Annotated in this window: 19 protein-coding genes; 16 read left to right on the top strand and 3 right to left on the bottom strand. The window is 70.7% G+C overall.

Going from position 1 to position 23,494, the window contains the following annotated elements:
- Nucleotides 1-63: 63 nt before the first annotated feature.
- Complete coding sequence (bldD, locus tag ACFUO4_RS43295; RefSeq protein WP_003956405.1) at nt 64-564, bottom strand: transcriptional regulator BldD; 501 nt, start codon at nt 562-564, stop codon at nt 64-66.
- 253 nt (nt 565-817) lie between these two features.
- On the opposite strand from bldD, the gene pyrR reads away from it, so the two are divergent.
- The 14 genes from pyrR to ACFUO4_RS43365 all read left to right on the top strand — a co-directional run bounded on the left by pyrR (nt 818) and on the right by ACFUO4_RS43365 (nt 17,375).
- Entirely contained in the window at nt 818-1,390 is a 573-nt protein-coding gene (pyrR, locus tag ACFUO4_RS43300; RefSeq protein WP_079308743.1) for a bifunctional pyr operon transcriptional regulator/uracil phosphoribosyltransferase PyrR, read from the top strand.
- Between the two features lie 84 nt (nt 1,391-1,474).
- Nucleotides 1,475-2,452, top strand: coding sequence for an aspartate carbamoyltransferase catalytic subunit (locus ACFUO4_RS43305; protein ID WP_079308744.1), 978 nt, complete (start codon nt 1,475-1,477; stop codon nt 2,450-2,452).
- Nucleotides 2,453-2,457: 5 nt separating this feature from the next.
- Complete coding sequence (locus ACFUO4_RS43310) at nt 2,458-3,744, top strand: dihydroorotase (protein ID WP_079308745.1); 1,287 nt, start codon at nt 2,458-2,460, stop codon at nt 3,742-3,744.
- A complete protein-coding gene (locus tag ACFUO4_RS43315; RefSeq protein ID WP_383496150.1) occupies nt 3,741-4,316 on the top strand; it encodes a hypothetical protein in 576 nt (191 codons plus the stop codon). Before ACFUO4_RS43310 ends, ACFUO4_RS43315 begins: the two co-directional genes overlap by 4 nt.
- Entirely contained in the window at nt 4,313-5,470 is a 1,158-nt protein-coding gene (gene carA, locus ACFUO4_RS43320) for a glutamine-hydrolyzing carbamoyl-phosphate synthase small subunit (protein ID WP_383496153.1), read from the top strand. Before ACFUO4_RS43315 ends, carA begins: the two co-directional genes overlap by 4 nt.
- Entirely contained in the window at nt 5,463-8,771 is a 3,309-nt protein-coding gene (gene carB, locus ACFUO4_RS43325; RefSeq protein WP_383496156.1) for a carbamoyl-phosphate synthase large subunit, read from the top strand. The genes carA and carB overlap by 8 nt, the downstream gene beginning before the upstream one ends.
- A 51-nt stretch (nt 8,772-8,822) precedes the next feature.
- A complete protein-coding gene (locus ACFUO4_RS43330; protein ID WP_383496158.1) occupies nt 8,823-9,929 on the top strand; it encodes a quinone-dependent dihydroorotate dehydrogenase in 1,107 nt (368 codons plus the stop codon).
- Nucleotides 9,926-10,765 carry an orotidine-5'-phosphate decarboxylase gene (pyrF, locus tag ACFUO4_RS43335; protein WP_383496161.1) on the top strand — a complete coding sequence of 280 codons (840 nt, stop codon included), beginning with the start codon at nt 9,926-9,928 and terminating at the stop codon, nt 10,763-10,765. The genes ACFUO4_RS43330 and pyrF overlap by 4 nt, the downstream gene beginning before the upstream one ends.
- A 288-nt stretch (nt 10,766-11,053) precedes the next feature.
- Complete coding sequence (locus ACFUO4_RS43340; protein ID WP_003977346.1) at nt 11,054-11,377, top strand: integration host factor; 324 nt, start codon at nt 11,054-11,056, stop codon at nt 11,375-11,377.
- A gap of 60 nt (nt 11,378-11,437) precedes the next feature.
- Nucleotides 11,438-12,031: a guanylate kinase gene (gmk, locus tag ACFUO4_RS43345; RefSeq protein WP_079308751.1), complete on the top strand. Its 594-nt coding sequence runs from the start codon at nt 11,438-11,440 to the stop codon at nt 12,029-12,031.
- Nucleotides 12,032-12,071: 40 nt separating this feature from the next.
- The gene (rpoZ, locus tag ACFUO4_RS43350) at nt 12,072-12,344 is read left to right on the top strand and encodes a DNA-directed RNA polymerase subunit omega (protein WP_003982715.1); all 273 of its coding nucleotides are present in this window, start codon (nt 12,072-12,074) and stop codon (nt 12,342-12,344) included.
- Nucleotides 12,345-12,453: 109 nt separating this feature from the next.
- Nucleotides 12,454-13,656: a bifunctional phosphopantothenoylcysteine decarboxylase/phosphopantothenate--cysteine ligase CoaBC gene (gene coaBC, locus ACFUO4_RS43355; protein ID WP_383496356.1), complete on the top strand. Its 1,203-nt coding sequence runs from the start codon at nt 12,454-12,456 to the stop codon at nt 13,654-13,656.
- Between the two features lie 239 nt (nt 13,657-13,895).
- Entirely contained in the window at nt 13,896-15,104 is a 1,209-nt protein-coding gene (gene metK / locus ACFUO4_RS43360) for a methionine adenosyltransferase (protein ID WP_383496164.1), read from the top strand.
- Nucleotides 15,105-15,182: 78 nt separating this feature from the next.
- Nucleotides 15,183-17,375 (top strand): primosomal protein N', encoded by a 2,193-nt coding sequence (locus tag ACFUO4_RS43365; RefSeq protein WP_383496359.1) that lies wholly within the window; start codon nt 15,183-15,185, stop codon nt 17,373-17,375.
- 271 nt (nt 17,376-17,646) lie between these two features.
- On the opposite strand, the gene ACFUO4_RS43370 is transcribed toward ACFUO4_RS43365, so the two are convergent.
- Complete coding sequence (locus tag ACFUO4_RS43370) at nt 17,647-18,189, bottom strand: hypothetical protein (RefSeq protein ID WP_383496168.1); 543 nt, start codon at nt 18,187-18,189, stop codon at nt 17,647-17,649.
- Between the two features lie 314 nt (nt 18,190-18,503).
- On the opposite strand from ACFUO4_RS43370, the gene fmt reads away from it, so the two are divergent.
- Nucleotides 18,504-19,436 carry a methionyl-tRNA formyltransferase gene (fmt, locus tag ACFUO4_RS43375; RefSeq protein ID WP_383496171.1) on the top strand — a complete coding sequence of 311 codons (933 nt, stop codon included), beginning with the start codon at nt 18,504-18,506 and terminating at the stop codon, nt 19,434-19,436.
- 318 nt (nt 19,437-19,754) lie between these two features.
- Nucleotides 19,755-21,176, top strand: a complete 1,422-nt coding sequence (locus ACFUO4_RS43380; protein WP_383496175.1) for an RsmB/NOP family class I SAM-dependent RNA methyltransferase — start codon at nt 19,755-19,757, stop codon at nt 21,174-21,176.
- Nucleotides 21,177-21,234: 58 nt separating this feature from the next.
- Here ACFUO4_RS43380 and ACFUO4_RS43385 read toward each other — a convergent pair whose 3' ends face one another.
- Nucleotides 21,235-23,376, bottom strand: coding sequence for an MMPL family transporter (locus tag ACFUO4_RS43385; RefSeq protein ID WP_383496178.1), 2,142 nt, complete (start codon nt 23,374-23,376; stop codon nt 21,235-21,237).
- Nucleotides 23,377-23,494 lie beyond the last annotated feature (118 nt).

The raw sequence follows: 23,494 nt of genomic DNA on the forward strand, positions 1-23,494 counted from the left end.
GTGGCCTGAACCATCAAGTTCCGGCCACCCCGGCGGCACGTTTCTGCTGAGGCGGGAAGCGGCTCAGCTCTCCTCGTGGGACACCGCGCGACGCGCGTCGGCGTCCAGCACGCCCCAGCTGATCAGCTGCTCGGTGAGGACCGAGGGCGACTGGTCGTAGATGACGGCGAGTGTGCGCAGGTCGTCCTGACGGATCGAGAGCACCTTGCCGTTGTAGTCACCGCGCTGCGACTGGATCGTCGCGGCGTAGCGCTGGAGGGGGCCCGCCTTCTCGGCCGGCACGTGGGCCAGCCGCTCCAGGTCGAGAACCAGCTTCGGCGGCGGCTCGGCGGCGCCACCCGGGGTGGTGCCCGGCAGCAGCTCCTGAACGGGCACACCGTAGAAATCCGCCAACTCGGCGAGGCGCTGCACGGTCACGGCACGGTCGCCGCGCTCGTACGAACCGACCACGACCGCCTTCCAGCGTCCCTGGGACTTCTCCTCGACACCGTGGAGGGAAAGGCCCTGCTGGGTGCGGATGGCCCGGAGCTTCGCCCCGAGCTGTTTGGCGTATTCGCTGGACATATAGCTCCCCGGCACTGTGTCGACGCGGCCGGCAGGGGCGCCGTACCGCGCGGCTGGTAACTCACTGTGAGGTTACGCAGCGTTACTCTTCCGCGTCAAGCCGAATGAGCCGCACCGACTCTTCCGTGGTGGCGGTGGCCGATTAGGCCATGGGGGTGATCAGGGGTGTCCTGAGGGCCTGCTACCGTGGATGGCGCAAATCCGACGTCCTTTAAGGTCCGTCCCGTGAGGCGGAGAAGGAGGTCCGTTTCGTATGGACAAGCACGACCAGCAGGACACGCAGTCCGATGCCCGGCCCGTTCTCGAAGCCCCGGACATCGCCCGCGTACTGACCCGCATCGCCCACGAGATCGTCGAACGCGCCAAGGGCGCCGACGACGTGGTGCTCCTCGGCATCCCGACCCGAGGCGTCTTCCTCGCCCAGCGGCTCGCCGCCAAGCTGGAGGAGATCACCGACCGCAAGATTCCGGTCGGTTCGCTCGACATCACCATGTACCGCGACGACCTGCGCATGCATCCGCCGCGTGCGCTGGCCCGCACCGAGATCCCCGGTGACGGCATCGACGGCCGCCTCGTCGTCCTCGTCGACGACGTGCTCTTCTCCGGTCGCACCATCCGTGCCGCTCTCGACGCCCTGAACGACATCGGGCGTCCGCGCGCGGTGCAGCTCGCGGTCCTGGTCGACCGCGGCCACCGCGAACTGCCCATCCGCGCCGACTACGTCGGCAAGAACCTCCCCACGTCGTTGCGGGAGACGGTCAAGGTCCAGCTCGCCGAGGAGGACGGTCGCGACACCGTGCTGCTCGGTGCGAAGCAGACCCAGTAGCAAGCCGCGCGGCACGTCCGTCCTCGGCGTGCCCTGCCTTGCCCCGGAATCTCCCGACCTGAACTTCCTTACGGAGCCTGACAGATGCAGCGTCATCTCATCTCGGCCGCCGACCTCACCCGCGACGACGCCGTCCTGATCCTCGACACCGCCGAGGAGATGGCCCGGGTCGCCGACCGGCCGATCAAGAAGCTGCCGACCCTGCGCGGCCGCACGATCGTCAACCTCTTCTTCGAGGACTCCACGCGCACCCGGATCTCCTTCGAGGCCGCGGAGAAGCGCCTGTCCGCCGACGTCATCAACTTCACCGCCAAGGGGTCGAGCGTCTCCAAGGGCGAGTCCCTGAAGGACACCGCCCAGACCCTGGAGGCCATGGGCGTCGACGCCGTGGTCATCCGGCACGGCGCCTCCGGAGCGCCGTACCGCCTGGCCACCTCCGGCTGGATCGACGCCGCCGTCATCAACGCCGGTGACGGCACCCACCAGCACCCGACGCAGGCCCTGTTGGACGCCTTCACGATGCGCCGCCGGCTCATCGGACGGGACGCCGGGCTCGGCCAGGACCTGTCCGGCAAGCGCATCACGATCGTCGGCGACGTCCTGCACAGCCGCGTCGCCCGCTCCAACGTCGACCTGCTGCACACCCTCGGCGCCGAGGTCACCCTCGTCGCCCCGCCGACCCTGGTGCCGGTCGGCGTCGAGACCTGGCCCTGCGAGGTGTCGTACGACCTCGACAGCACGCTCGCCAAGTCCGACGCGGTGATGATGCTGCGCGTGCAGCGCGAGCGCATGAACGCCGCGTTCTTCCCGACCGAGCGCGAGTACTCGCGGCGCTACGGCCTCGACGGCGAGCGCATGGCGAAGATGCCCGAGCACGCCATCGTGATGCACCCCGGGCCGATGGTCCGCGGCATGGAGATCACCGCCGAGGTCGCCGACTCCGAGCGCTGCACCGTCGTGGAGCAGGTCGCAAACGGAGTCTCCATCCGGATGGCCGTTCTGTACCTGCTGCTGGGTGGAAACGAGCCCGCCGTCAGCCACACCCGTATCGAGGAGAAGTAAGAGACATGAGCAAGATCCTGATCCGTGGTGCGAAGGTGCTCGGCGGCGAGCCGCAGGACGTGCTGATCGACGGTTCGACGATCGCCGAGGTGGGCGTCGGTCTGAGCGACGAGGGCGCCGAGGTCGTCGAGGCGGCCGGCAAGGTCCTCCTGCCGGGCCTCGTCGACCTGCACACCCATCTGCGCGAGCCCGGCCGCGAGGACTCCGAGACCGTCCTGACCGGCACGCGCGCCGCCGCCTCCGGTGGCTACACCGCCGTGTTCGCCATGGCCAACACCTTCCCGGTCGCCGACACCGCCGGCGTGGTCGAGCAGGTCTACCGGCTCGGCCAGGAGCACGGCTACTGCGATGTGCAGCCCATCGGCGCCGTGACCGTCGGCCTGGAGGGCAAGAAGCTCGCCGAGCTCGGTGCCATGCACGAGTCGGCCGCCGGTGTCACCGTCTTCTCCGACGACGGCAAGTGCGTCGACGACGCGGTGATCATGCGCCGGGCGCTGGAGTACGTGAAGGCCTTCGGCGGGGTCGTCGCCCAGCACGCGCAGGAGCCGCGGCTGACCGAGGGCGCCCAGATGAACGAGGGGATCGTCTCCGCCGAGCTGGGGCTCGGGGGCTGGCCCGCGGTGGCCGAAGAATCGATCATCGCCCGGGATGTCCTGCTCGCCGAGCACGTCGGTTCCCGCGTCCACATCTGCCACCTGTCGACCGCCGGCTCCGTCGAGATCGTCCGCTGGGCCAAGTCCCGCGGCATCGACGTCACCGCCGAGGTCACCCCGCACCACCTGCTCCTCACCGACGAACTGGTGCGGACGTACAACCCGGTCTACAAGGTCAACCCGCCGCTGCGCACCGAGCGCGACGTGCTGGCCCTGCGCGAGGCGCTCGCCGACGGCACGATCGACATCGTCGCCACCGACCACGCCCCGCACCCGCACGAGGACAAGGACTGCGAGTGGGCCGCGGCCGCCATGGGGATGGTGGGCCTGGAGACCGCGTTGTCAGTGGTGCAGGAGACCATGGTGGACACCGGACTCCTCACCTGGGCCGGGGTCGCCGAGCGCATGTCCTTCAAGCCCGCCGAGATCGGTCGGGCCAAGGGGCACGGGCGTCCCGTCTCGGCTGGTGAGCCCGCCAACCTCACGCTCGTCGACACGGAATACCGTGGGGACGTGGACCCCGCGGGCTTCGCCTCGCGCAGCCGGAACACCCCGTACGAGGGGCGTGAGCTGCCGGGCCGTGTGACGCACACGTGGCTCCGGGGCAAGGCCACGCTCGTCGACGGGAAGCTCACGTGACACCTGTAATCCTGCTGGCCGCCGACCAGAAATCGGCTGAGGTCACCGACTGGGCCGCGCGCATCGGCTGGCTCGTCGGGCTGGCCCTGTTCGTCGCCCTCATCTACTGGCTGATGCGCGAGGGCTGGAAGTGGCGCGGCACGCTCCAGGGTGACCTGCCCGAGCTGCCCGACGCGCCGGACGACCTCGGTGCGGCGAGACTGACGATGAGCGGCCGCTACCACGGCTCCACCACCGCCGGGCAGTGGCTCGACCGCATCGTGGCGCACGGCCTCGGCACCCGCAGCCGGGTCGAGCTCACGCTGACGGACGCGGGACTGGACGTCGTACGGCCCGGTGCGACCGACTTCTTCATCCCGGTCGGGGCGCTGCGGGAGGCGGTGCTCGGCAAGGGCATCGCCGGCAAGGTCCTCACCGAGGGCGGCCTGCTGCTCGTGACCTGGGAACACGGGGACAGGCTGATCGACTCCGGCTTCCGCTCCGACCACGCGGCCGAGCACAACGAGTGGGTCGACGCCATTAACTCCATGATCAAAAAGACGGACAAGACGGAAACGGAAGGCGCACGATGACGACCTCCACGAAGGGGAACGCCTCGCAGAGGAAAGGGGCGCTTCCCGCGGTACTCGTCCTGGAGGACGGCCGGATCTTCCGCGGCCGCGCCTACGGGGCCGTGGGGGTGACCTTCGGCGAGGCGGTGTTCTCCACCGGCATGACCGGTTACCAGGAGACCCTCACCGACCCGTCGTACCACCGCCAGGTCGTCGTGATGACCGCCCCGCACGTCGGCAACACCGGCGTCAACGACGAGGACCCGGAGAGCAAGCAGATCTGGGTCGCCGGATACGTCGTGCGCGACCCCGCGCGCGTGCCGTCCAACTGGCGCTCGCGCCGCTCCCTCGACGAGGAGCTGGCCCAGCAGGGCGTCGTCGGCATCTCGGGCATCGACACGCGCGCGTTGACGCGCCATCTGCGCGAGCGCGGCGCCATGCGCGTCGGCATCTTCTCCGGCGAGGCGCTGCCCGACGAGGGCACCATGCTGACCGAGGTGCGCCAGGCCCCCGAGATGAAGGGCGCCGACCTCTCCGCGGAGGTCGCCACCAAGGAGGCGTACGTCGTCCCGGCGATCGGCGAGAAGAAGTTCACCGTCGCCGCGGTCGACCTCGGCATCAAGGGCATGACCCCGCACCGGATGGCCGAGCGCGGCATCGAGGTGCACGTGCTGCCGGCCACGGCGACCGTCGAGGACGTCTACGCCGTCGACCCCGACGGTGTGTTCTTCTCCAACGGGCCCGGCGACCCGGCCACCGCCGACCACGCCGTCTCCGTGATGCGGGGCGTCCTGGAGCGCAAGACGCCCCTCTTCGGCATCTGCTTCGGCAACCAGATCCTCGGCCGCTCGCTCGGCTTCGGCACCTACAAGCTGAAGTACGGCCACCGCGGCATCAACCAGCCGGTGCAGGACCGTACGACCGGCAAGGTCGAGGTCACCGCGCACAACCACGGCTTCGCCGTCGACGCCCCGCTCGACAAGGTGTCCGACACCCCCTACGGCCGCGCCGAGGTCTCCCACGTCTGCCTCAACGACAACGTGGTGGAGGGCCTCCAGCTGCTCGACCAGCCGGCCTTCAGCGTCCAGTACCACCCCGAAGCGGCCGCGGGCCCGCACGACGCCGCCTACCTGTTCGACCGCTTCGTTTCCCTGATGGAGGGCCAGCGTGCCTAAGCGCACCGATATCCAGTCCGTCCTGGTCATCGGCTCCGGCCCGATCGTCATCGGCCAGGCCGCCGAGTTCGACTACTCCGGCACCCAGGCATGCCGCATCCTGCGCGCCGAGGGCCTCCGCGTCATCCTGGTCAACTCCAACCCGGCGACGATCATGACCGACCCGGAGATCGCCGACGCCACGTACGTCGAGCCGATCACCCCGGAGTTCGTCGAGAAGATCATCGCCAAGGAGCGCCCCGACGCCCTGCTGCCCACCCTGGGCGGCCAGACGGCCCTCAACACGGCCATCTCGCTGCACGAGGCGGGCACGCTGGAGAAGTACGGCGTGGAGCTGATCGGCGCCAACGTCGAGGCCATCAACAAGGGCGAGGACCGCGACCTCTTCAAGGACGTCGTCGAGGAGGTCCGCAAGAAGATCGGGCACGGCGAGTCCGCCCGCTCGGTCATCTGCCACTCCATGGAGGACGTCCTCGCGGGCGTCGACACGCTCGGCGGCTACCCGGTCGTCGTCCGCCCGTCCTTCACCATGGGCGGCGCCGGCTCCGGCTTCGCGCACGACGAGGAGGAGCTGCGCCGCATCGCCGGCCAGGGCCTCACGCTCTCGCCGACCACCGAGGTGCTCCTCGAGGAGTCCATCCTCGGCTGGAAGGAGTACGAGCTGGAGCTGATGCGCGACAAGCACGACAACGTCGTGGTCGTGTGCTCCATCGAGAACTTCGACCCCATGGGCGTGCACACCGGCGACTCGATCACCGTCGCCCCGGCGATGACGCTGACCGACCGCGAGTACCAGGTGCTGCGCGACGTCGGCATCGCGATCATCCGCGAGGTCGGTGTCGACACCGGCGGCTGCAACATCCAGTTCGCGGTGAACCCCGAGGACGGTCGCGTGATCGTCATCGAGATGAACCCGCGCGTGTCCCGGTCCTCGGCGCTCGCCTCCAAGGCGACCGGCTTCCCGATCGCCAAGATCGCCGCCAAGCTCGCCGTCGGCTACACCCTCGACGAGATCCCGAACGACATCACCCAGGAGACCCCGGCCTCCTTCGAGCCCACGCTCGACTACGTGGTCGTGAAGGCCCCGCGCTTCGCCTTCGAGAAGTTCCCGCAGGCCGACTCCACGCTGACCACGACCATGAAGTCGGTCGGCGAGGCCATGGCCATCGGGCGCAACTTCACCGAGGCCTTCCAGAAGGCGCTGCGCTCGCTGGAGAAGAAGGGCAGCCAGTTCACCTTCGTCGGCGAGCCCGGCGACAAGGAGGCCCTGCTCGCGGAGTCCGTCCGGCCCACCGACGGCCGGATCAACACCGTCATGCAGGCCATCCGCGCGGGCGCCACGCAGGAGGAGATCTTCGAGTACACGAAGATCGACCCCTGGTTCGTCGACCAGCTCTTCCTCATCAAGGAGATCGCCGACGAGCTCGCCGAGGCCCCGGAGCTCACCCCCGAACTGCTGGCCGAGGCCAAGCGGCACGGCTTCTCCGACCAGCAGATCGGCGAGATCCGCGGCCTGCGCGAGGACGTCGTCCGCGAGGTCCGGCACGCGCTCGGCATCCGCCCGGTCTACAAGACGGTCGACACCTGCGCCGCCGAGTTCGCCGCGAAGACGCCGTACTTCTACTCGTCCTACGACGAGGAGACCGAGGTCGCGCCGCGCGAGAAGCCCGCGGTCATCATCCTGGGCTCCGGTCCCAACCGCATCGGCCAGGGCATCGAGTTCGACTACTCCTGCGTCCACGCCTCCTTCGCGCTCAGCGACGCCGGGTACGAGACCGTGATGGTCAACTGCAACCCCGAGACCGTCTCCACGGACTACGACACCTCCGACCGCCTGTACTTCGAGCCGCTGACGCTGGAAGACGTGCTGGAGATCGTCCACGCGGAGTCCCTCGCGGGCCCGATCGCCGGTGTCGTCGTCCAGCTGGGCGGCCAGACCCCGCTGGGCCTGTCGCAGGCGCTCAAGGACAACGGCGTGCCGATCGTCGGTACGTCCCCCGAGGCGATCCACGCCGCCGAGGACCGCGGCGCCTTCGGCCGCGTGCTCGCGGAAGCCGGCCTCCCGGCTCCCAAGCACGGCACCGCGACCACCTTCGCCGAGGCCAAGGCCATCGCCGACGAGATCGGCTACCCGGTCCTCGTCCGGCCGTCGTACGTCCTCGGCGGCCGCGGCATGGAGATCGTCTACGACGAGACCCGCCTCGCCTCCTACATCGCCGAGTCGACCGAGATCAGCCCCTCCCGGCCGGTCCTCGTCGACCGCTTCCTCGACGACGCCATCGAGATCGACGTCGACGCGCTCTACGACGGCACCGAGCTCTACCTCGGCGGCGTCATGGAGCACATCGAGGAGGCCGGCATCCACTCCGGCGACTCGGCGTGCGCGCTGCCCCCGATCACCCTGGGCGGCTTCGACATCAAGCGCCTGCGGGCCTCCACGGAGGCCATCGCGAAGGGCGTCGGGGTCCGCGGCCTGATCAACATCCAGTTCGCGATGGCCGGCGACATCCTCTACGTCCTGGAGGCCAACCCGCGCGCGTCCCGTACGGTCCCCTTCACCTCGAAGGCGACCGCGGTACCGCTGGCCAAGGCCGCCGCCCGCATCTCGCTCGGCGCGACCATCGCCGAGCTGCGCGCCGAGGGCCTGCTGCCCGCTCACAGCGACGGCGGCGAGCTGCCGTTCGACGCGCCGATCTCCGTCAAGGAGGCGGTCATGCCGTGGTCGCGCTTCCGCGACGTCCACGGCCGCGGTGTCGACACGGTCCTCGGCCCGGAGATGCGCTCCACCGGCGAGGTCATGGGCATCGACGCCGTCTTCGGCACGGCGTACGCCAAGTCGCAGGCGGGCGCCTACGGCCCGCTGCCCACCAAGGGCCGCGCGTTCATCTCGGTCGCCAACCGCGACAAGCGGTCGATGATCTTCCCCGCGCGTGAGCTGGTCGCCCACGGCTTCGAGCTGCTCGCCACCTCCGGCACCGCCGAGGTCCTCAAGCGCAACGGCATCAACGCCACGATCGTGCGCAAGCAGTCCGAGGGCACCGGTCCCAACGGTGAGAAGACCATCGTCCAGCTCATCCACGACGGCGAGGTCGACCTCATCGTCAACACCCCGTACGGCACGGGTGGCCGCCTCGACGGCTACGAGATCCGTACGGCGGCCGTGGCACGGTCGGTGCCGTGCCTGACGACGGTCCAGGCGCTCGCCGCGGCCGTCCAGGGCATCGACGCCCTCAACCACGGTGACGTGGGCGTCCGTTCGCTCCAGGAACACGCGGAACACCTGACCGCGGCCCGCGACTAGCAGCCCTGAGGGGGACACCGGAAACGGTGTCCCCCTCTTCGTGAGGACACCATGTACAAGATCTTCTTCAACCTCGTCTTCAAGCGGATGGACCCCGAGAAGGCCCACTACCTCGCCTTCCGCTGGATCCGGCTGGCCGTCAGGATCCCGGTCCTGCGGACGTTCGTCGCGGCGGCTCTCGCACCCCGTCACAAGGAACTCCGCACCGAGGCCTTCGGTCTGCGGATGCACGGCCCCTTCGGGCTCGCGGCCGGCTTCGACAAGAACGCGGTCGCGATCGACGGCATGTCGATGCTCGGCTTCGACCACGTCGAGATCGGCACGGTGACGGGGGAGGCCCAGCCCGGCAACCCCAAGAAGCGCCTGTTCCGGCTCGTGAAGGACCGCGCGCTCATCAACCGCATGGGCTTCAACAACGACGGCTCGCTTGCCGTGGCCGCCCGCCTGGCGTCCCGTACGCCCGTGTTCAAGACGGTCGTGGGCGTCAACATCGGCAAGACCAAGGTCGTACCGGAGACCGAGGCCGCCGCCGACTACGTGAAGTCGACCGAGCGGCTCGCGCCGTACGCCGACTACCTGGTCGTGAACGTGTCGTCCCCGAACACCCCGGGGCTGCGCAATCTGCAGGCCACGGAGTCGCTGCGGCCGCTGCTCACCGCCGTACGCGAGGCCGCCGACCGTACGGTGACGACTCGCCGCGTCCCGCTCCTGGTGAAGATCGCGCCCGATCTCGCGGACGAGGACGTCGACGCCGTCGCCGACCTGGCCGTCGAACTCGGCCTGGACGGGATCATCGCCACGAACACCACCATCGCGCGCGAGGGCCTCGGTCTGGCATCCGAACCCGCGCTGGTGAAGGAGACCGGCGGACTGTCCGGGGCGCCCCTGAAGGCGCGCTCCCTGGAGGTGCTGAGGCGCCTCTACGCGCGCGTGGGCGACCGGATCACCCTCGTCGGCGTCGGCGGCATCGAGAACGCCGAGGACGCCTGGCAGCGCATCCTCGCCGGTGCCACGCTCGTACAGGGCTACAGCGCGTTCATCTACGAAGGGCCCTTCTGGGGCCGGGCCATCCACAAGGGGCTCGCCGCGCGGCTGCGCACGAGCCCGTACGCCACGCTCGCCGACGCCGTCGGCGCCGATGTGAGGGAGACCGCATGACCGACTCTTTCGGCACCCGCCTGCGCCGGGCCATGGACGAGCGCGGCCCGCTGTGCGTCGGCATCGACCCGCACGCCTCCCTGCTCACCGAGTGGGGCCTGAACGACGACGTGGCCGGCCTGGAGCGGTTCAGCCGCACGGTCGTGGAGGCGCTGGCCGACCGGGTCGCCGTCTTCAAGCCGCAGGCCGCCTTTTTCGAGCGCTTCGGCTCGCGCGGCGTCGCCGTCCTGGAGAAGACCGTCGAGGAGGCGCGGGCGGGCGGCGCGCTGATCGTCATGGACGCCAAGCGCGGCGACATCGGCTCGACCATGGCGGCGTACGCCGAGGCCTTCCTGCGCAAGGACTCGCCGCTTTTCTCCGACGCGCTGACCGTCTCGCCGTACCTCGGCTACGGCTCGCTCTCGCCGGCGATCGCGCTGGCGCGGGAGAGCGGCGCGGGCCTGTTCGTGCTGGCGCTGACCTCCAACCCCGAGGGCGGCGAGGTGCAGCACGCGATCCGCGCGGACGGCCGGAACGTCGGCGCGACGATGCTGGCGCACCTCGCGGCCGAGAACACGGGGGAGGAGCCCCTCGGCTCCTTCGGGGCGGTCGTGGGCGCCACGCTCGGCGATCTGTCCTCCTACGACCTGGACATCAACGGCCCGCTCCTCGCGCCCGGCATCGGCGCTCAGGGGGCCACCCCGGCCGATCTGCCGGCGGTGTTCGGGGGCGTGCTGCGCAACGTCCTGCCCAACGTCAGCCGGGGCGTGCTGCGGCACGGTCCCGACGTCGGCGCGCTGCGGGAGTCCGCGGAGCGTTTCGCGGAGGAGATCAAGGCGGCTGTGGCGCTCGTATGACGGTCGTCCGGGGTGTTCGAGACGTTCTCCCGAGTCCTCCGATGAGTGCTTCCAGGCCGACTTGAGTCTGAATACATCCTCAAATCCGGGGCAGTATGTCTGAAATGTCCGGCCTGACGGAGGCTGACCAGGACTTTTCCGCTGTTCTCGCTGACTCTGGCGGAGTTGGCCGCTAGTCTCCGAGCAGAGTCAGTGGGCAAGCGTGTTGCTCGTGGCTCCCCAGGTGTGGGGCGACTAGGTTCCTCACCGGTCCGTATCCGACAGTTCAACATCCGAGGTGACGTAGGCGTGGCTCTTCCGCCCCTTACCCCTGAACAGCGCGCAGCCGCGCTCGAAAAGGCCGCCGCGGCTCGCCGGGAGCGGGCCGAGGTCAAGAATCGACTCAAGCACTCCGGCGCCTCTCTTCACGAGGTCATCAAGCAGGGCCAGGAGAACGACGTCATCGGCAAGATGAAGGTCTCCGCGCTGCTCGAGTCCCTGCCGGGCGTGGGCAAGGTCCGCGCCAAGCAGATCATGGAGCGACTGGGTATCTCCGAGAGCCGCCGCGTGCGTGGTCTCGGCTCGAACCAGATCGCTTCCCTGGAGCGTGAGTTCGGCAGCACCGGCTCCTGAGTCCGGCCTCCGCCGGACCGGGAGTCCCGGGCACTCCGGGATTGCTGGAATAATCGCTGCATGGCTGCAACATTCCGGGGGACGACCCCCGAGCCCCCGGACGTACGTCCGCGGCTGACCGTGCTCTCCGGCCCCTCAGGGGTCGGCAAGAGCACGGTCGTCGCCCATATGCGCAAGGAACACCCCGAGGTCTGGCTCTCGGTGTCGGCGACGACCCGCAAGCCCCGCCCCGGCGAGAAGCACGGCGTCCACTACTTCTTCGTCAGCGACGAGGAGATGGACAAGCTGATCGCCAACGGCGAGCTGCTGGAGTGGGCCGAGTTCGCCGGGAACCGCTACGGCACCCCGCGCAAGGCCGTCCTGGAGCGGCTGGAGGCCGGAGAGGGCGTCCTGCTGGAGATCGACCTCCAGGGTGCCCGGCAGGTCCGGGAGTCCATGCCCGAGGCCCAGCTGGTGTTCCTGGCTCCGCCCTCCTGGGACGAGCTCGTGCGCAGACTCACCGGACGCGGTACCGAGCCGCCCGAGGTGATCGAGCGCCGTCTCGACGCCGCGAAGGTGGAACTGGCGGCCGAGCCCGAGTTCGACGAGACCCTGGTCAACACCTCCGTCGAGGACGTGGCACGCGAGCTGCTAGCCTTGATGGACGTTGTGTGATCGTTTTCTAGATCTCATCCCAACTTTCGGAAGGCAGAGCGTGTCCTCTTCCATCACCGCGCCCGAGGGCATCATCAACCCTCCGATCGACGAGCTCCTCGAGGCCACCGACTCGAAGTACAGCCTCGTGATCTACGCGGCCAAGCGCGCCCGTCAGATCAACGCGTACTACTCGCAGCTCGGCGAGGGCCTCCTCGAGTACGTCGGTCCGCTCGTCGACACCCATGTCCACGAGAAGCCGCTCTCGATCGCGCTCCGCGAGATCAACGCGGGTCTGCTGACGTCCGAGGCCGTCGAGGGCCCGGCGCAGTAGTACTTTCAGATTGCAGTTTGCTTTTCCACAGGCCCGGCAGCGCGACTGTCGGGCCTGTGGTGTGTCATGGGAGTCGTAGGTTCGAGGGGGTCGAGCGATGGGAGACCTGGTGGACAAGCCGAGGGTCGTGCTGGGGGTCAGCGGTGGCATCGCCGCGTACAAGGCCTGTGAGCTGCTGCGGAGACTGACGGAGTCGGGCCATGACGTGCGTGTGGTCCCCACCGCCTCCGCGTTGCACTTCGTGGGCGCGGCGACCTGGTCCGCCCTGTCCGGCAACCCCGTCTCCACCGAGGTGTGGGACGACGTCCACGAGGTGCCGCACGTCCGCATCGGCCAGCACGCCGACCTGGTCGTCGTGGCCCCGGCGACGGCCGACATGCTCGCCAAGGCGGCCCACGGCCTGGCGGACGACCTGCTCACCAACACGCTCCTGACCGCCCGCTGTCCGGTCGTCTTCGCCCCGGCCATGCACACGGAGATGTGGGAACACCCCGCCACCCAGGAAAACGTGGCGACGCTGCGCCGCCGCGGCGCCGTCGTCATCGAGCCCGCCGTCGGGCGGCTCACCGGCGTCGACACCGGCAAGGGCCGGCTGCCCGACCCGGGGGAGATCTTCGAGGTGTGCCGCCGGGTCCTCGCGCGCGGAGTGCGGGAGCCCGATCTCGCCGGCCGCCATGTCGTCGTCAGCGCCGGCGGCACCCGCGAGCCGCTGGACCCGGTCCGCTTCCTCGGCAACCGCTCCTCGGGCAAGCAGGGGTACGCCCTCGCCCGTACCGCCGCCGCGCGCGGTGCGCGGGTCACCCTCGTCGCCGCGAACACCGGCCTGCCGGACCCGGCGGGTGTGGACGTCGTGCCGGTCGGCACCGCCGTGCAGATGCGCGAGGCGGTGCTGAAGGCGGCCGCGGACGCCGACGCGGTGGTCATGGCGGCGGCGGTCGCCGACTTCCGCCCCGAGAGCTACGCGAGCGGGAAGATCAAGAAGAAGGACGGCAAGGAGCCGGACCCGATCGTGCTGGTACGCAATCCGGACATCCTGGCCGAGATCTCGGCCGACCGTGCCCGGGACGGACAGGTGATCGTCGGCTTCGCCGCGGAGACGGACGACGTCCTGGCCAACGGCCGCACCAAACTCGCCCGCAAGGGCTGCGACTTCCTCGTCGTCAACGAGGTGGGAGAGCGCAAGACTTTCGGGGCGGAGGAGAACGAAGCGGTGGTGCTGGGTGCCGACGGCAGCGAGACACCGGTGCCGCACGGCCCCAAGGAAGCGTTGGCCGAAATCGTGTGGGACCTGGTGGCCGGGCGCCTGCGCTGAATGTTGCATTCACTTCACAGAGCTCTGGAACCTCACTATTCGGGGTGTGGCGGGCCTGGCCAAGCTCGCTCGACATTGGGCAGAATGCGCGTGCCGCAGGTCACAGCACTCCCGACAATCGAGACGGGTGAGTCCGTGGCCGAGCGCGACCGATAAACTGTTCTCGGACGATGCCGGGCGCAGCCCCCGTCCCGTCCGCCAATGATCAGCCAGCAGCCGCTGCAACCTCAGGGAGCGTTGTGTCCCGTCGTCTCTTCACCTCGGAGTCCGTGACCGAGGGTCACCCCGACAAGATCGCTGACCAGATCAGCGACACCATTCTCGACGCGCTCCTGCGCGAGGACGCGACCTCTCGGGTCGCCGTCGAGACCCTGATCACGACCGGCCTGGTGCACGTGGCCGGAGAGGTCACCACCAAGGCGTACGCCCCGATCCCGCAGCTGGTGCGGGACAAGATCCTCGCGATCGGCTACGACTCCTCGAAGAAGGGCTTCGACGGAGCCTCCTGCGGCGTCTCCGTGTCGATCGGCTCGCAGTCCCCCGACATCGCGCAGGGCGTCGACACGGCCTACGAGTCCCGCGTCGAGGGCGACGAGGACGAGCTGGACAAGCAGGGCGCCGGCGACCAGGGCCTGATGTTCGGCTACGCCACGGACGAGACGCCGACGCTGATGCCGCTGCCGATCTTCCTGGCGCACCGCCTGTCGAACCGTCTGTCCGAGGTCCGCAAGAACGGCACGATCCCCTACCTGCGCCCCGACGGCAAGACGCAGGTCACCATCGAGTACGACGGCGACAAGGCCGTCCGCCTCGACACCGTCGTGGTCTCCTCGCAGCACGCGTCGGACATCGACCTGGAGTCCCTCCTCGCCCCCGACATCCGCGAGTTCGTGGTGGAGCCGGAGCTGAAGGCGCTCCTCGACGAAGGCATCAAGCTGGAGACCGAGGGCTACCGCCTGCTGGTCAACCCCACCGGCCGCTTCGAGATCGGCGGCCCGATGGGCGACGCCGGCCTGACCGGCCGCAAGATCATCATCGACACGTACGGCGGCATGGCCCGCCACGGCGGCGGCGCCTTCTCCGGCAAGGACCCGTCCAAGGTGGACCGCTCGGCGGCGTACGCGATGCGCTGGGTCGCCAAGAACGTCGTCGCCGCGGGCCTCGCCTCCCGCTGCGAGGTGCAGGTCGCGTACGCGATCGGCAAGGCCGAGCCGGTCGGCCTGTTCGTGGAGACCTTCGGCACCGCCAAGGTCGAGGCCGAGAAGATCGAGAAGGCCATCGACGAGGTCTTCGACCTCCGCCCGGCCGCGATCATCCGCGACCTGGACCTGCTCCGCCCGATCTACGCCCAGACGGCGGCGTACGGCCACTTCGGCCGCGAGCTGCCCGACTTCACGTGGGAGAAGACGGACCGGGTGGAGGCGCTGCGGAAGGCTGCGGGGCTGTAAGGCTCGGCTTCCCGGGGTTTTTCCGAGGCCCGGCATCCCTGAGGGGTGCCGGGCCTCGGCATGTCCGGGCGCGGTCGGATGTCAGTGGGGTTTGGTAAGAATGCATGCGTGAGCAGCGGAGATGAGCGAGACGGTGGGCGGGGTGAGGGGGCGCCGCCTGAGCAGCTTGCGTTGATTCGGGAGAGTGTGCGGAAGGCCGAGGTGCCGCGGGCGAAGCCGCGGACCTGGCGGGGGGCCGCGCTCGCGAAGGAGCTGCCGGTCGCTCGGGTGCTGGTCGACAAAGGTGTGCTGCATCTCGATCGGTACTTCGACTACGCCGTGCCGGAGGAGCTCGACGCCGAGGCTCAGCCCGGGGTGCGGGTCCGGGTGCGGTTCGGGGCCGGGCGGGGGCGAGTGCGGGACGGGCGGCGTGAGGGTGGGGGGCTGATCGACGGGTTTCTCGTCGAGCGGGTCGCCGAGACCGACTACGCGGGGCCGTTGGCTGCCTTGGCGCAGGTTGTGTCGCCTGAGCCCGTGCTGAGTGAGGAGCTGCTCGGGCTGGCCCGTGCTGTCGCCGATCGGTATGCGGGGAGCCTTGCCGACGTGTTGCAGCTCGCCGTGCCGCCGCGCAGTGCGCGGGCCGAGCAGCGGCCCTCGCCCGCGCCGTTGCCGCCGCCTGCGGTGCCCGAGGTGGGGTCCTGGGTGCGATACGAGCACGGGGGCGCGTTTCTGGAGGCATTGGCGAGCGGGGGTGCTCCGCGGGCTGTCTGGAATGCGCTTCCCGGGGGTGAGTGGAGCGAGGAAATCGCTCGGGTTGTCGGGGCGACCCTGGTCTCGGGGCGGGGAGCCCTAGTCGTCGTGCCCGACGGGCGGGCCGTCGCGCGTGTCGATGCCGCGCTGACCGCATTGCTGGGCGAGGGGCGGCATGCCGTGCTCACCGCCGATGCCGGGCCCGAGAAGCGGTATCGGGAGTGGCTCGCCGTGCGGCGGGGCAGTGTGCGGGCCGTGGTCGGGACTCGGGCCGCCATGTTCGCTCCCGTGAGAGACCTCGGGCTGGTCGTGCTGTGGGACGACGGGGACGACAGCCACAGCGAGCCGCATGCGCCGCAGCCCCATGCGCGGGAAGTGCTGTTGCTGCGGGCCGCTCAGGACAAGTGCGGGTTTCTGCTGGGGAGCTGGAGCTGCACCGTGGAGGCGGCCCAGCTCGTCGAGAGCGGCTGGGCGCGGCCGCTGGTCGCCTCGCGCGAGCAGGTGCGGGGAGCTGCGCCGCTCGTGCGGACCGTGGGGGACGGGGACCTCGCGCGGGACGAAGCCGCTCGGGCCGCTCGGTTGCCGACGCTCGCCTGGCAGGCCGTTCGGGACGGGTTGCGGCAGGGGCCGGTGCTCGTGCAGGTGCCCCGGCGGGGGTACGTGCCGCGGATGGCCTGTGCCAACTGCCGGGCGCCTGCTCGGTGTCGGCACTGTTCGGGGCCCTTGGAGGGGCAGGAGGGCGCGGGCGCACTGCGGTGTGGGTGGTGCGGGCAGGAAGAAGCGGCCTGGCACTGTCCTGAGTGCGGTGGCTTTCGGCTGCGGGCTCAGGTCGTGGGGGCCCGGCGGACCGCGGAGGAGTTGGGGCGGGCGTTTCCCGCCGTGCCGGTGCGGACGTCCGGGCGGGAGCATGTGCTGGACACCGTGCCCGGGGCGCCTGCGCTGGTGGTGAGCACGCCGGGGGCCGAGCCGGTCGCCGAGGGCGGGTATGCGGCGGCCTTGCTGCTCGATGGGTGGGCCATGCTCGGGCGGCCTGATCTGCGGGCCGGTGAGGATGCGTTGCGGCGGTGGATCGCGGCGGCGGCGTTGGTGCGGCCGCAGGGGGTTGGGGGAACGGTGGTTGTGGTGGCCGAGCCCACGTTGCGGCCTGTGCAGGCGTTGGTGCGGTGGGATCCCGTCGGGCATGCGGTGCGGGAACTGTCCGAGCGGGCCGAGTTGGGGTTTCCGCCGGTGTCGCGGATGGCGGCGGTTTCCGGGCCGCCGGAGGGGGTTGCGGCGTTTCTGGGGGCGGTGGAACTGCCGGGGGAGGCTGAGGTGTTGGGGCCTGTGCCGTTGCCAGTGACGGTTGCGCGGGGGGCTGCTCGGCGGGTGGGGGCGCCGCCGCCCGGGGAGCAGTGGGAGCGGGCGTTGATCCGGGTGCCGCCGGGGAGGGGGGCGGCGTTGGCTGCCGCGCTCAAGGCTGCGCAGGCTGCGCGGATGGCTCGTGGGGGGGCTGGGGGGGAGGTTGCGGTTCGGGTGCGGGTTGATCCGCCGGATATTGGGTGACGGTGGGTGTTTGGCCGAGTTTGGGGTTCCCGCCCGCACCACCCGTTCGGGTTTCGTTGTCGGGTGCTGGTGGCCCTTGTGGGGGTTGAGCGTTGACGGCGGGTCCGGGCCGGGGTGGGGGAGTCGTTCGTAGGGTTCGGCGGGTGGGCCGTGGGGGTGGGGCGGTGCAGGGTTGCTGTGCGCTAGGGGGCGGGGTGCGTATGGCGGCCCTTGGGCAGGTATGCGGCTGCCCTCCCGAGGGGGCGGGAGGGCAGGGGGTTGGGTGGGGGCGTCAGCCGTTGCGGGGGCCGGGGAAGGCTGTGGGGCGTACCTCGTCGCGCAGGGCCGGGCTGCCGGCCGTCGGCTGGGTCGGCATGGAGCGGGCCGCGGGGACCGTCGGCATCGTGGGCATACCGGTGTTGACGCCTACGGTGCGGGGCGTCGACGTGTCCGTCGCCCGCTCGGCCTCGGCCGTCGCCTGGGCCGCGGCGCGGCGTGCGCCGTAACGGCGGTGCACCGCCTGCTTGGTGACGCCGAGTGCCGAGCCCACCGCGTCCCAGGAGAAGCCCAGCGAGCGGTCGAAGTCGACCGCGGCAGTGACCAGGGTCTCGACACTGTCCCGCAGTTCCTGTGCGAGGCGCACGGTGGGAGCGGGGGCGCGTCCGTAGACGACGAAGCCCGTGGAGGGGCCGGAGCGGCGCGGGCGGTAGACGTTGCCCAACTGCGCGGTGAGCGTGCGCAATGCGTCCACCTGCCGGCGGACCCGCTCGATGTCCCGCACCAGCAAGTGCAGGCTGGCCCGAGCCTGGGCGTCGTGGGTTGCGTGGTCGGCCATGAACAAGCCTCTCGAACCGGCGATGAAAAGGATCGGGCCGCAAGCGCGGCCCGTTGTGGTCAACTCTTTCTTGACCAACGCGTTTGCGCTCCGCTGGTCACGCAGTGGGGGCGTGGTGGCATATGCGTGCGCCGGGGGAGGCGGGTTCGCGCCTTGGGAGAGGGGTCGGTCTTCCGCGGGACCCGCACCGTCGGCGGGAGCGCGACCCGCACCGTCGGCGGGAGCGGACCCGCGCCGTCGGCGGGATTCCGTTCGCGGTCATAGACTTGGGCGCTGCCCGGTCATCCGCTCGCCCGAGAGGCCCCAACCCACCCATGAAGCTCGTCTTCGCCGGTACCCCCGAAGTCGCCGTTCCCGCTCTGGACGCTCTCCTCGCCTCCGGGCGGCACGAGGTGGCCGCTGTCGTCACGCGGCCCGACGCGCCGGCCGGGCGGGGGCGGAGGATGGTCGCGAGTCCGGTCGCGGAGCGGGCGGAAGAGGCGGGCATCGAGGTGCTGAAGCCCCTCAAGCCGCGGGACCCGGAGTTCCTGGAGCGGTTGACGCAGATCGCGCCCGACTGCTGCCCTGTCGTCGCCTACGGCGCCCTGCTGCCCCGCGTCGCCCTCGACGTCCCCGCCCACGGCTGGGTCAACCTGCACTTCTCGCTGCTGCCCGCCTGGCGTGGGGCCGCGCCCGTGCAGCACTCCATCATGGCGGGCGACGAGATCACCGGTGCTTCCACCTTCCTCATCGAGGAGGGGCTCGACTCCGGCCCCGTCTACGGGACGGTCACCGAGGAGATCCGCGCCACCGACACCAGCGGTGACCTGCTCACCCGGCTCGCCTTCGCCGGCGCCGGGCTGCTCGCCGCGACCATGGACGGCATCGAGGACGGCACCCTGAAGGCCGTACCGCAGCCGAACGAGGGCATCACGCTCGCGCCGAAGATCACCGTCGAGGACGCGCAGGTGGACTGGGCCACCCCGGCGCTGCGCGTCGACCGCGTCGTGCGCGGCTGCACGCCCGCTCCCGGTGCCTGGACCGTCTTCCGGGGCGAGCGGCTCAAGCTCATCCAGGTCACGCCCGTGCCCGAGCGGACCGACCTCGCGCCGGGGCAGCTGGCCGTCGGCAAGAACAGCGTCCATGTCGGCACCGGCTCCTACGCCGTCGAGCTGCTGTGGGTGCAGGCCCAGGGCAAGAAGCCGATGCGGGCCGCTGACTGGGCGCGCGGGGCGCGCATCGGTGAGGGAGAGGTCGTCGGCCGCTAGGTCCTGTCCGGCGGATCATGCCGCAGACGCGGGGCCTGGCACGCCGATCTGCGGCGTTGTCGTCGGTTGCCGACTCCCCCACGCTCGAACGACCTCGCGTGGGAGGGGCCCCACGCGTCGCCGCCCTCCTCCGCCTTGCAGCATGGGGGTACCTCCCACGCCCTTGAGGCAGTGGGGGAGTGCCAGATCCCGTTCACCGGGGCCAATCAGGTGCTGGGGCTTTCCTGCGACCTGATCCGCCGGACAGGCCCTGGCGCGCCGACGTGGGGGACGTACGCTTGGTGCGTATTCCTTCAAGACATCCGGAGCACCTTTTTCGTGAGCGACCAGCCCCGTCGGCCCCGCCCGTCCGGCAAGCCCTACCGTCGGCCCAAGAAGGACCCCGTCCGCATCCTCGCCTTCGAGGCCCTGCGGGCCGTGGACGAGCGGGACGCGTACGCCAACCTCGTACTGCCGCCGCTGCTGCGCAAGGCGCGGGAGAAAGGCGACTTCGACGGGCGGGACGCCGCGCTCGCCACCGAGCTCGTCTACGGGACGCTGCGGCGGCAGGGGACGTACGACGCGGTCGTCTCCGCGTGCATCGACCGGCCGTTGCGTGAGGTCGACCCGCCGGTGCTGGACGTGCTGAGCCTCGGGGTGCATCAGCTGCTCGGGACGCGCATCCCGACCCACGCCGCCGTGTCCGCCTCCGTCGAGCTGGCCCGGGTGGTGCTCGGTGACGGGCGGGCCAAGTTCGTCAACGCCGTGCTGCGGAAGGTCGCGCAGGACGATCTGGAGGGGTGGATCGCCAAGGTCGCGCCGCCCTACGACGACGATCCCGAGGACCATCTCGCCGTCGTGCACTCGCATCCGCGGTGGGTCGTGTCCGCGCTCTGGGACTCCCTCGGGGGTGGGCGCGCGGGCATCGAGGCGCTGCTCGCCGCCGACAACGAGCGGCCCGAGGTGACCCTCGTCGCCAGGCCGGGCCGGGCCACCACCGAGGAACTGCTGCGCGAGGAGGCCGCCGTCGCCGGGCGCTGGTCGCCCTATGCCGTACGGCTGACCGAGGGCGGCGAGCCCGGCGCCATCGAGGCCGTACGGGACGGGCGGGCCGGGGTGCAGGACGAGGGCAGCCAGTTGGTGGCCATCGCCCTGGCCAACGCGCCGCTCGACGGCCCCGACGAGAAGTGGCTCGACGGGTGTGCGGGTCCCGGTGGGAAGGCGGCGCTGCTCGGTGCGCTGGCCGCCGAGCGGGGGGCCATGCTCCTCGCCTCCGAGAAGCAGCCGCATCGGGCGGGGCTCGTCGCCAAGGCGTTGGCTGGGAATCCGGGGCCGTATCAGGTGATCGCCGCGGACGGGACGCAGCCGCCTTGGCGGGCCGGGAGTTTCGACCGGGTGCTGGTGGACGTGCCGTGCACCGGGCTGGGGGCGTTGCGCCGGCGGCCCGAGGCGCGGTGGCGTCGGCGGCCTGAGGATCTCGAGGGGTTCGGGCCGTTGCAGCGCGGGCTGTTGCGGACCGCGCTCGACTCCGTGCGGGTGGGGGGTGTCGTCGGGTACGCCACGTGCTCGCCTCACCTCGCTGAGACTCGGGCCGTTGTGCAGGACGTGCTCAAGCAGGTGCCGGATGCCGAGCTGATCGACGCGCGGCCTCTGCTGCCCGGGGTGCCTGAGCTTGGTGAGGGGCCTGATGTGCAGTTGTGGCCGCATGTGCATGGCACCGATGCGATGTATTTGGCGTTGATTCGGAAGACAGCGCCGTAGGGTCGGGCCGTGGTGCCAGTGCGGGTGCGTGGGGCCGTTCGCGCAGTTCCCCGCACCCCTAACGGCGTTGTCCCACCGTCGTCTCCTCAGGGGCCGGCGTCTCGGCTCCGTCCTCCTTCGACAACCGGTGCGGCCACCACACCTTCGGACCCAGGTCCAGGAACAACGCCGTCACCAGCACGGATCGCACGATGAACGTGTCCAGGATGATGCCCAGCGCCACCGCGAAACCGATCTCCGCGAACGCGACCATCGGGAGCGTGCCCAGGGCGGCGAAGGTGCCGGCCAGGACCAGGCCCGCCGAGGTGATCACCGCGCCGGTCGCCGCGAGGCCGGTCACCACGCCGGGGCGGGTGCCCTGGCGGGCGGCCTCCTCGCGGATGCGGGTCGTGAGGAAGATGTTGTAGTCGATCCCGAGGGCGACCAGGAAGACGAAGACGAACAAGGGGAAGTCCGTCGACTCGCCCGCGTAGTCGAACACGTACCTGAACGCGAGCGCACTGAGCCCCAGGGCCGCCGCGAACGACAGGATCACCGTGCCGATCAGCAGCAGCGGGGCGATCAGCGCCCGCAGCAGGGCGCACAGGATCAGCATGACCACGACCAGGACGAGCGGGATGATCAGCTCGTTGTCGTGGGCGGTGGCCTTGTCCATGTCGAGCAGGGCCGCCGTACCGCCGCCCACCTGGGCGTCGGCGTCCGGGATCGCGTGGACGGCGTCACGTACGCGCTCGACCGTCTGTTTGGCGGCCTCGCTGTCGGACGGGGCGGTCATCGTCGCCTCGAAGAGCACCTTGCCGTCGTACGAGGGTTTCGTGCCCGGAGGCAGGCCCAGGGAGTCGGGGACCACGCCCCGGGTGCCCGCCACGGCCTCGCCCACCTGCCGGGCCTGGGGCTGGTTGCTGACGATGACCAGCGGGTCGCCGCTGCCCGCCGGGAAGTACGTGGCCGAGACCTCCTGGCCGGAGATCGAGTCCGGCTTGCCGGTGAAGGCGTCGGCGTTGCTGATGCCCTCCGCGCGCAACTGGATCAGGCCCAGGGAGCAGATCGCCAGGGCCACCGCCGTGACGCCCCAGATCATGCGGGGGCGGCGGGCGATACGGCGGCCCGTGCGCGCCCAGATGCCGCGGTCCGTGGGGTCGGCCGAACCGAAGTGCGGGATCGCCGGCCAGAAGATCCAGCGGCCGCAGATCACCAGCAGGGCGGGGAACAGGGTCATCATCGCCAGCAGTGCGACCGCGACGCCGATCGCGGCGACCGGGCCGAGGCCTCGCGTCGAGTTCATCTCGGCGGCCAGCAGCACCAGCATGCTCAGGACTACCGTGGCGCCGGACGCGATCACCGCCGGGCCCGCCCGGTGCAGCGCCAGGGCCATGGCCTCGTGGCGGTCCTCGTGCCGTCGTAGCTCTTCCCGGTAGCGGGCCACCAGGAGCAGGGCGTAGTCCGTCCCCGCGCCGAAGACGAGGACCGTGAGGATGCCCGCGCTCTGGCCGTTGACCGTCAGGCCCGCGTGTTGCGCCAGCAGATAGATGAACGCCTGCGCGGTGAACAGGGCCGCGATCACCGACAGCAGGGGGACGATCAGGAGGGTCGGGCTGCGGTAGGTGATCAGGAGCATCACGATCACCACGCCCATCGCCGCCAGCAGCAGGGTGGAGTCGATGCCCTCGAAGGCCTCGGAGAAGTCCGCGGAGGTGCCGCCCGGGCCCGTGATGTGCACGGCGAGGCCGGCGCCGCCCTTCCCGGTGATGTCCCGGATGGAGTCGACCGCGGGGGCGATCTCCTCCCAGCCCTTCTCGTCCATCGTGATGGGGACGAGGATCTGGGCCGCGCGCGGGTTCGTCTCGCGGTCGTAGACCGGGCCGCGGGTCTCGGCCCCGCGGACGCCGTGGTCGCGGAGTTGCTTGAGCTGCTGGGCGTCCTGGGTGATCTGGGCCTTGTCCTGGGCCGTGAGGCCGCTCTCGCGCGCGTAGATGACGACCGCGGGGATCTGCTCGGGCCTGAAGTCCTCGGAGATCTGGAGGACTTGGGTGGACTCGGCGGAGCCGGGCAGCCAGGACGCGGCGTCGTTGTCCTGCGCGTCGGTGAGCTTGGAGGCGAGGGGCGCGGTCAGGAAGAGCACCACCAGCCACAGCACCAGGACGACCCACTTGGCCCGCCGTCCGCACACCAGATGTGCGATGCCACGCTCGTCACTCATGCCAACCCCCGCAACCACGCCGGGTAAGGGGCGCGGGGAACTGCGCGACCAGCCACATTCGGCCCGCACCGGACAAATGACCGTACCCATCCGGGACCCATGCGGCCAACCCCCGGAG

The sequence above is a fragment of the Streptomyces sp. NPDC057280 genome (assembly GCF_042668605.1).
Taxonomy (GTDB): domain Bacteria; phylum Actinomycetota; class Actinomycetes; order Streptomycetales; family Streptomycetaceae; genus Streptomyces.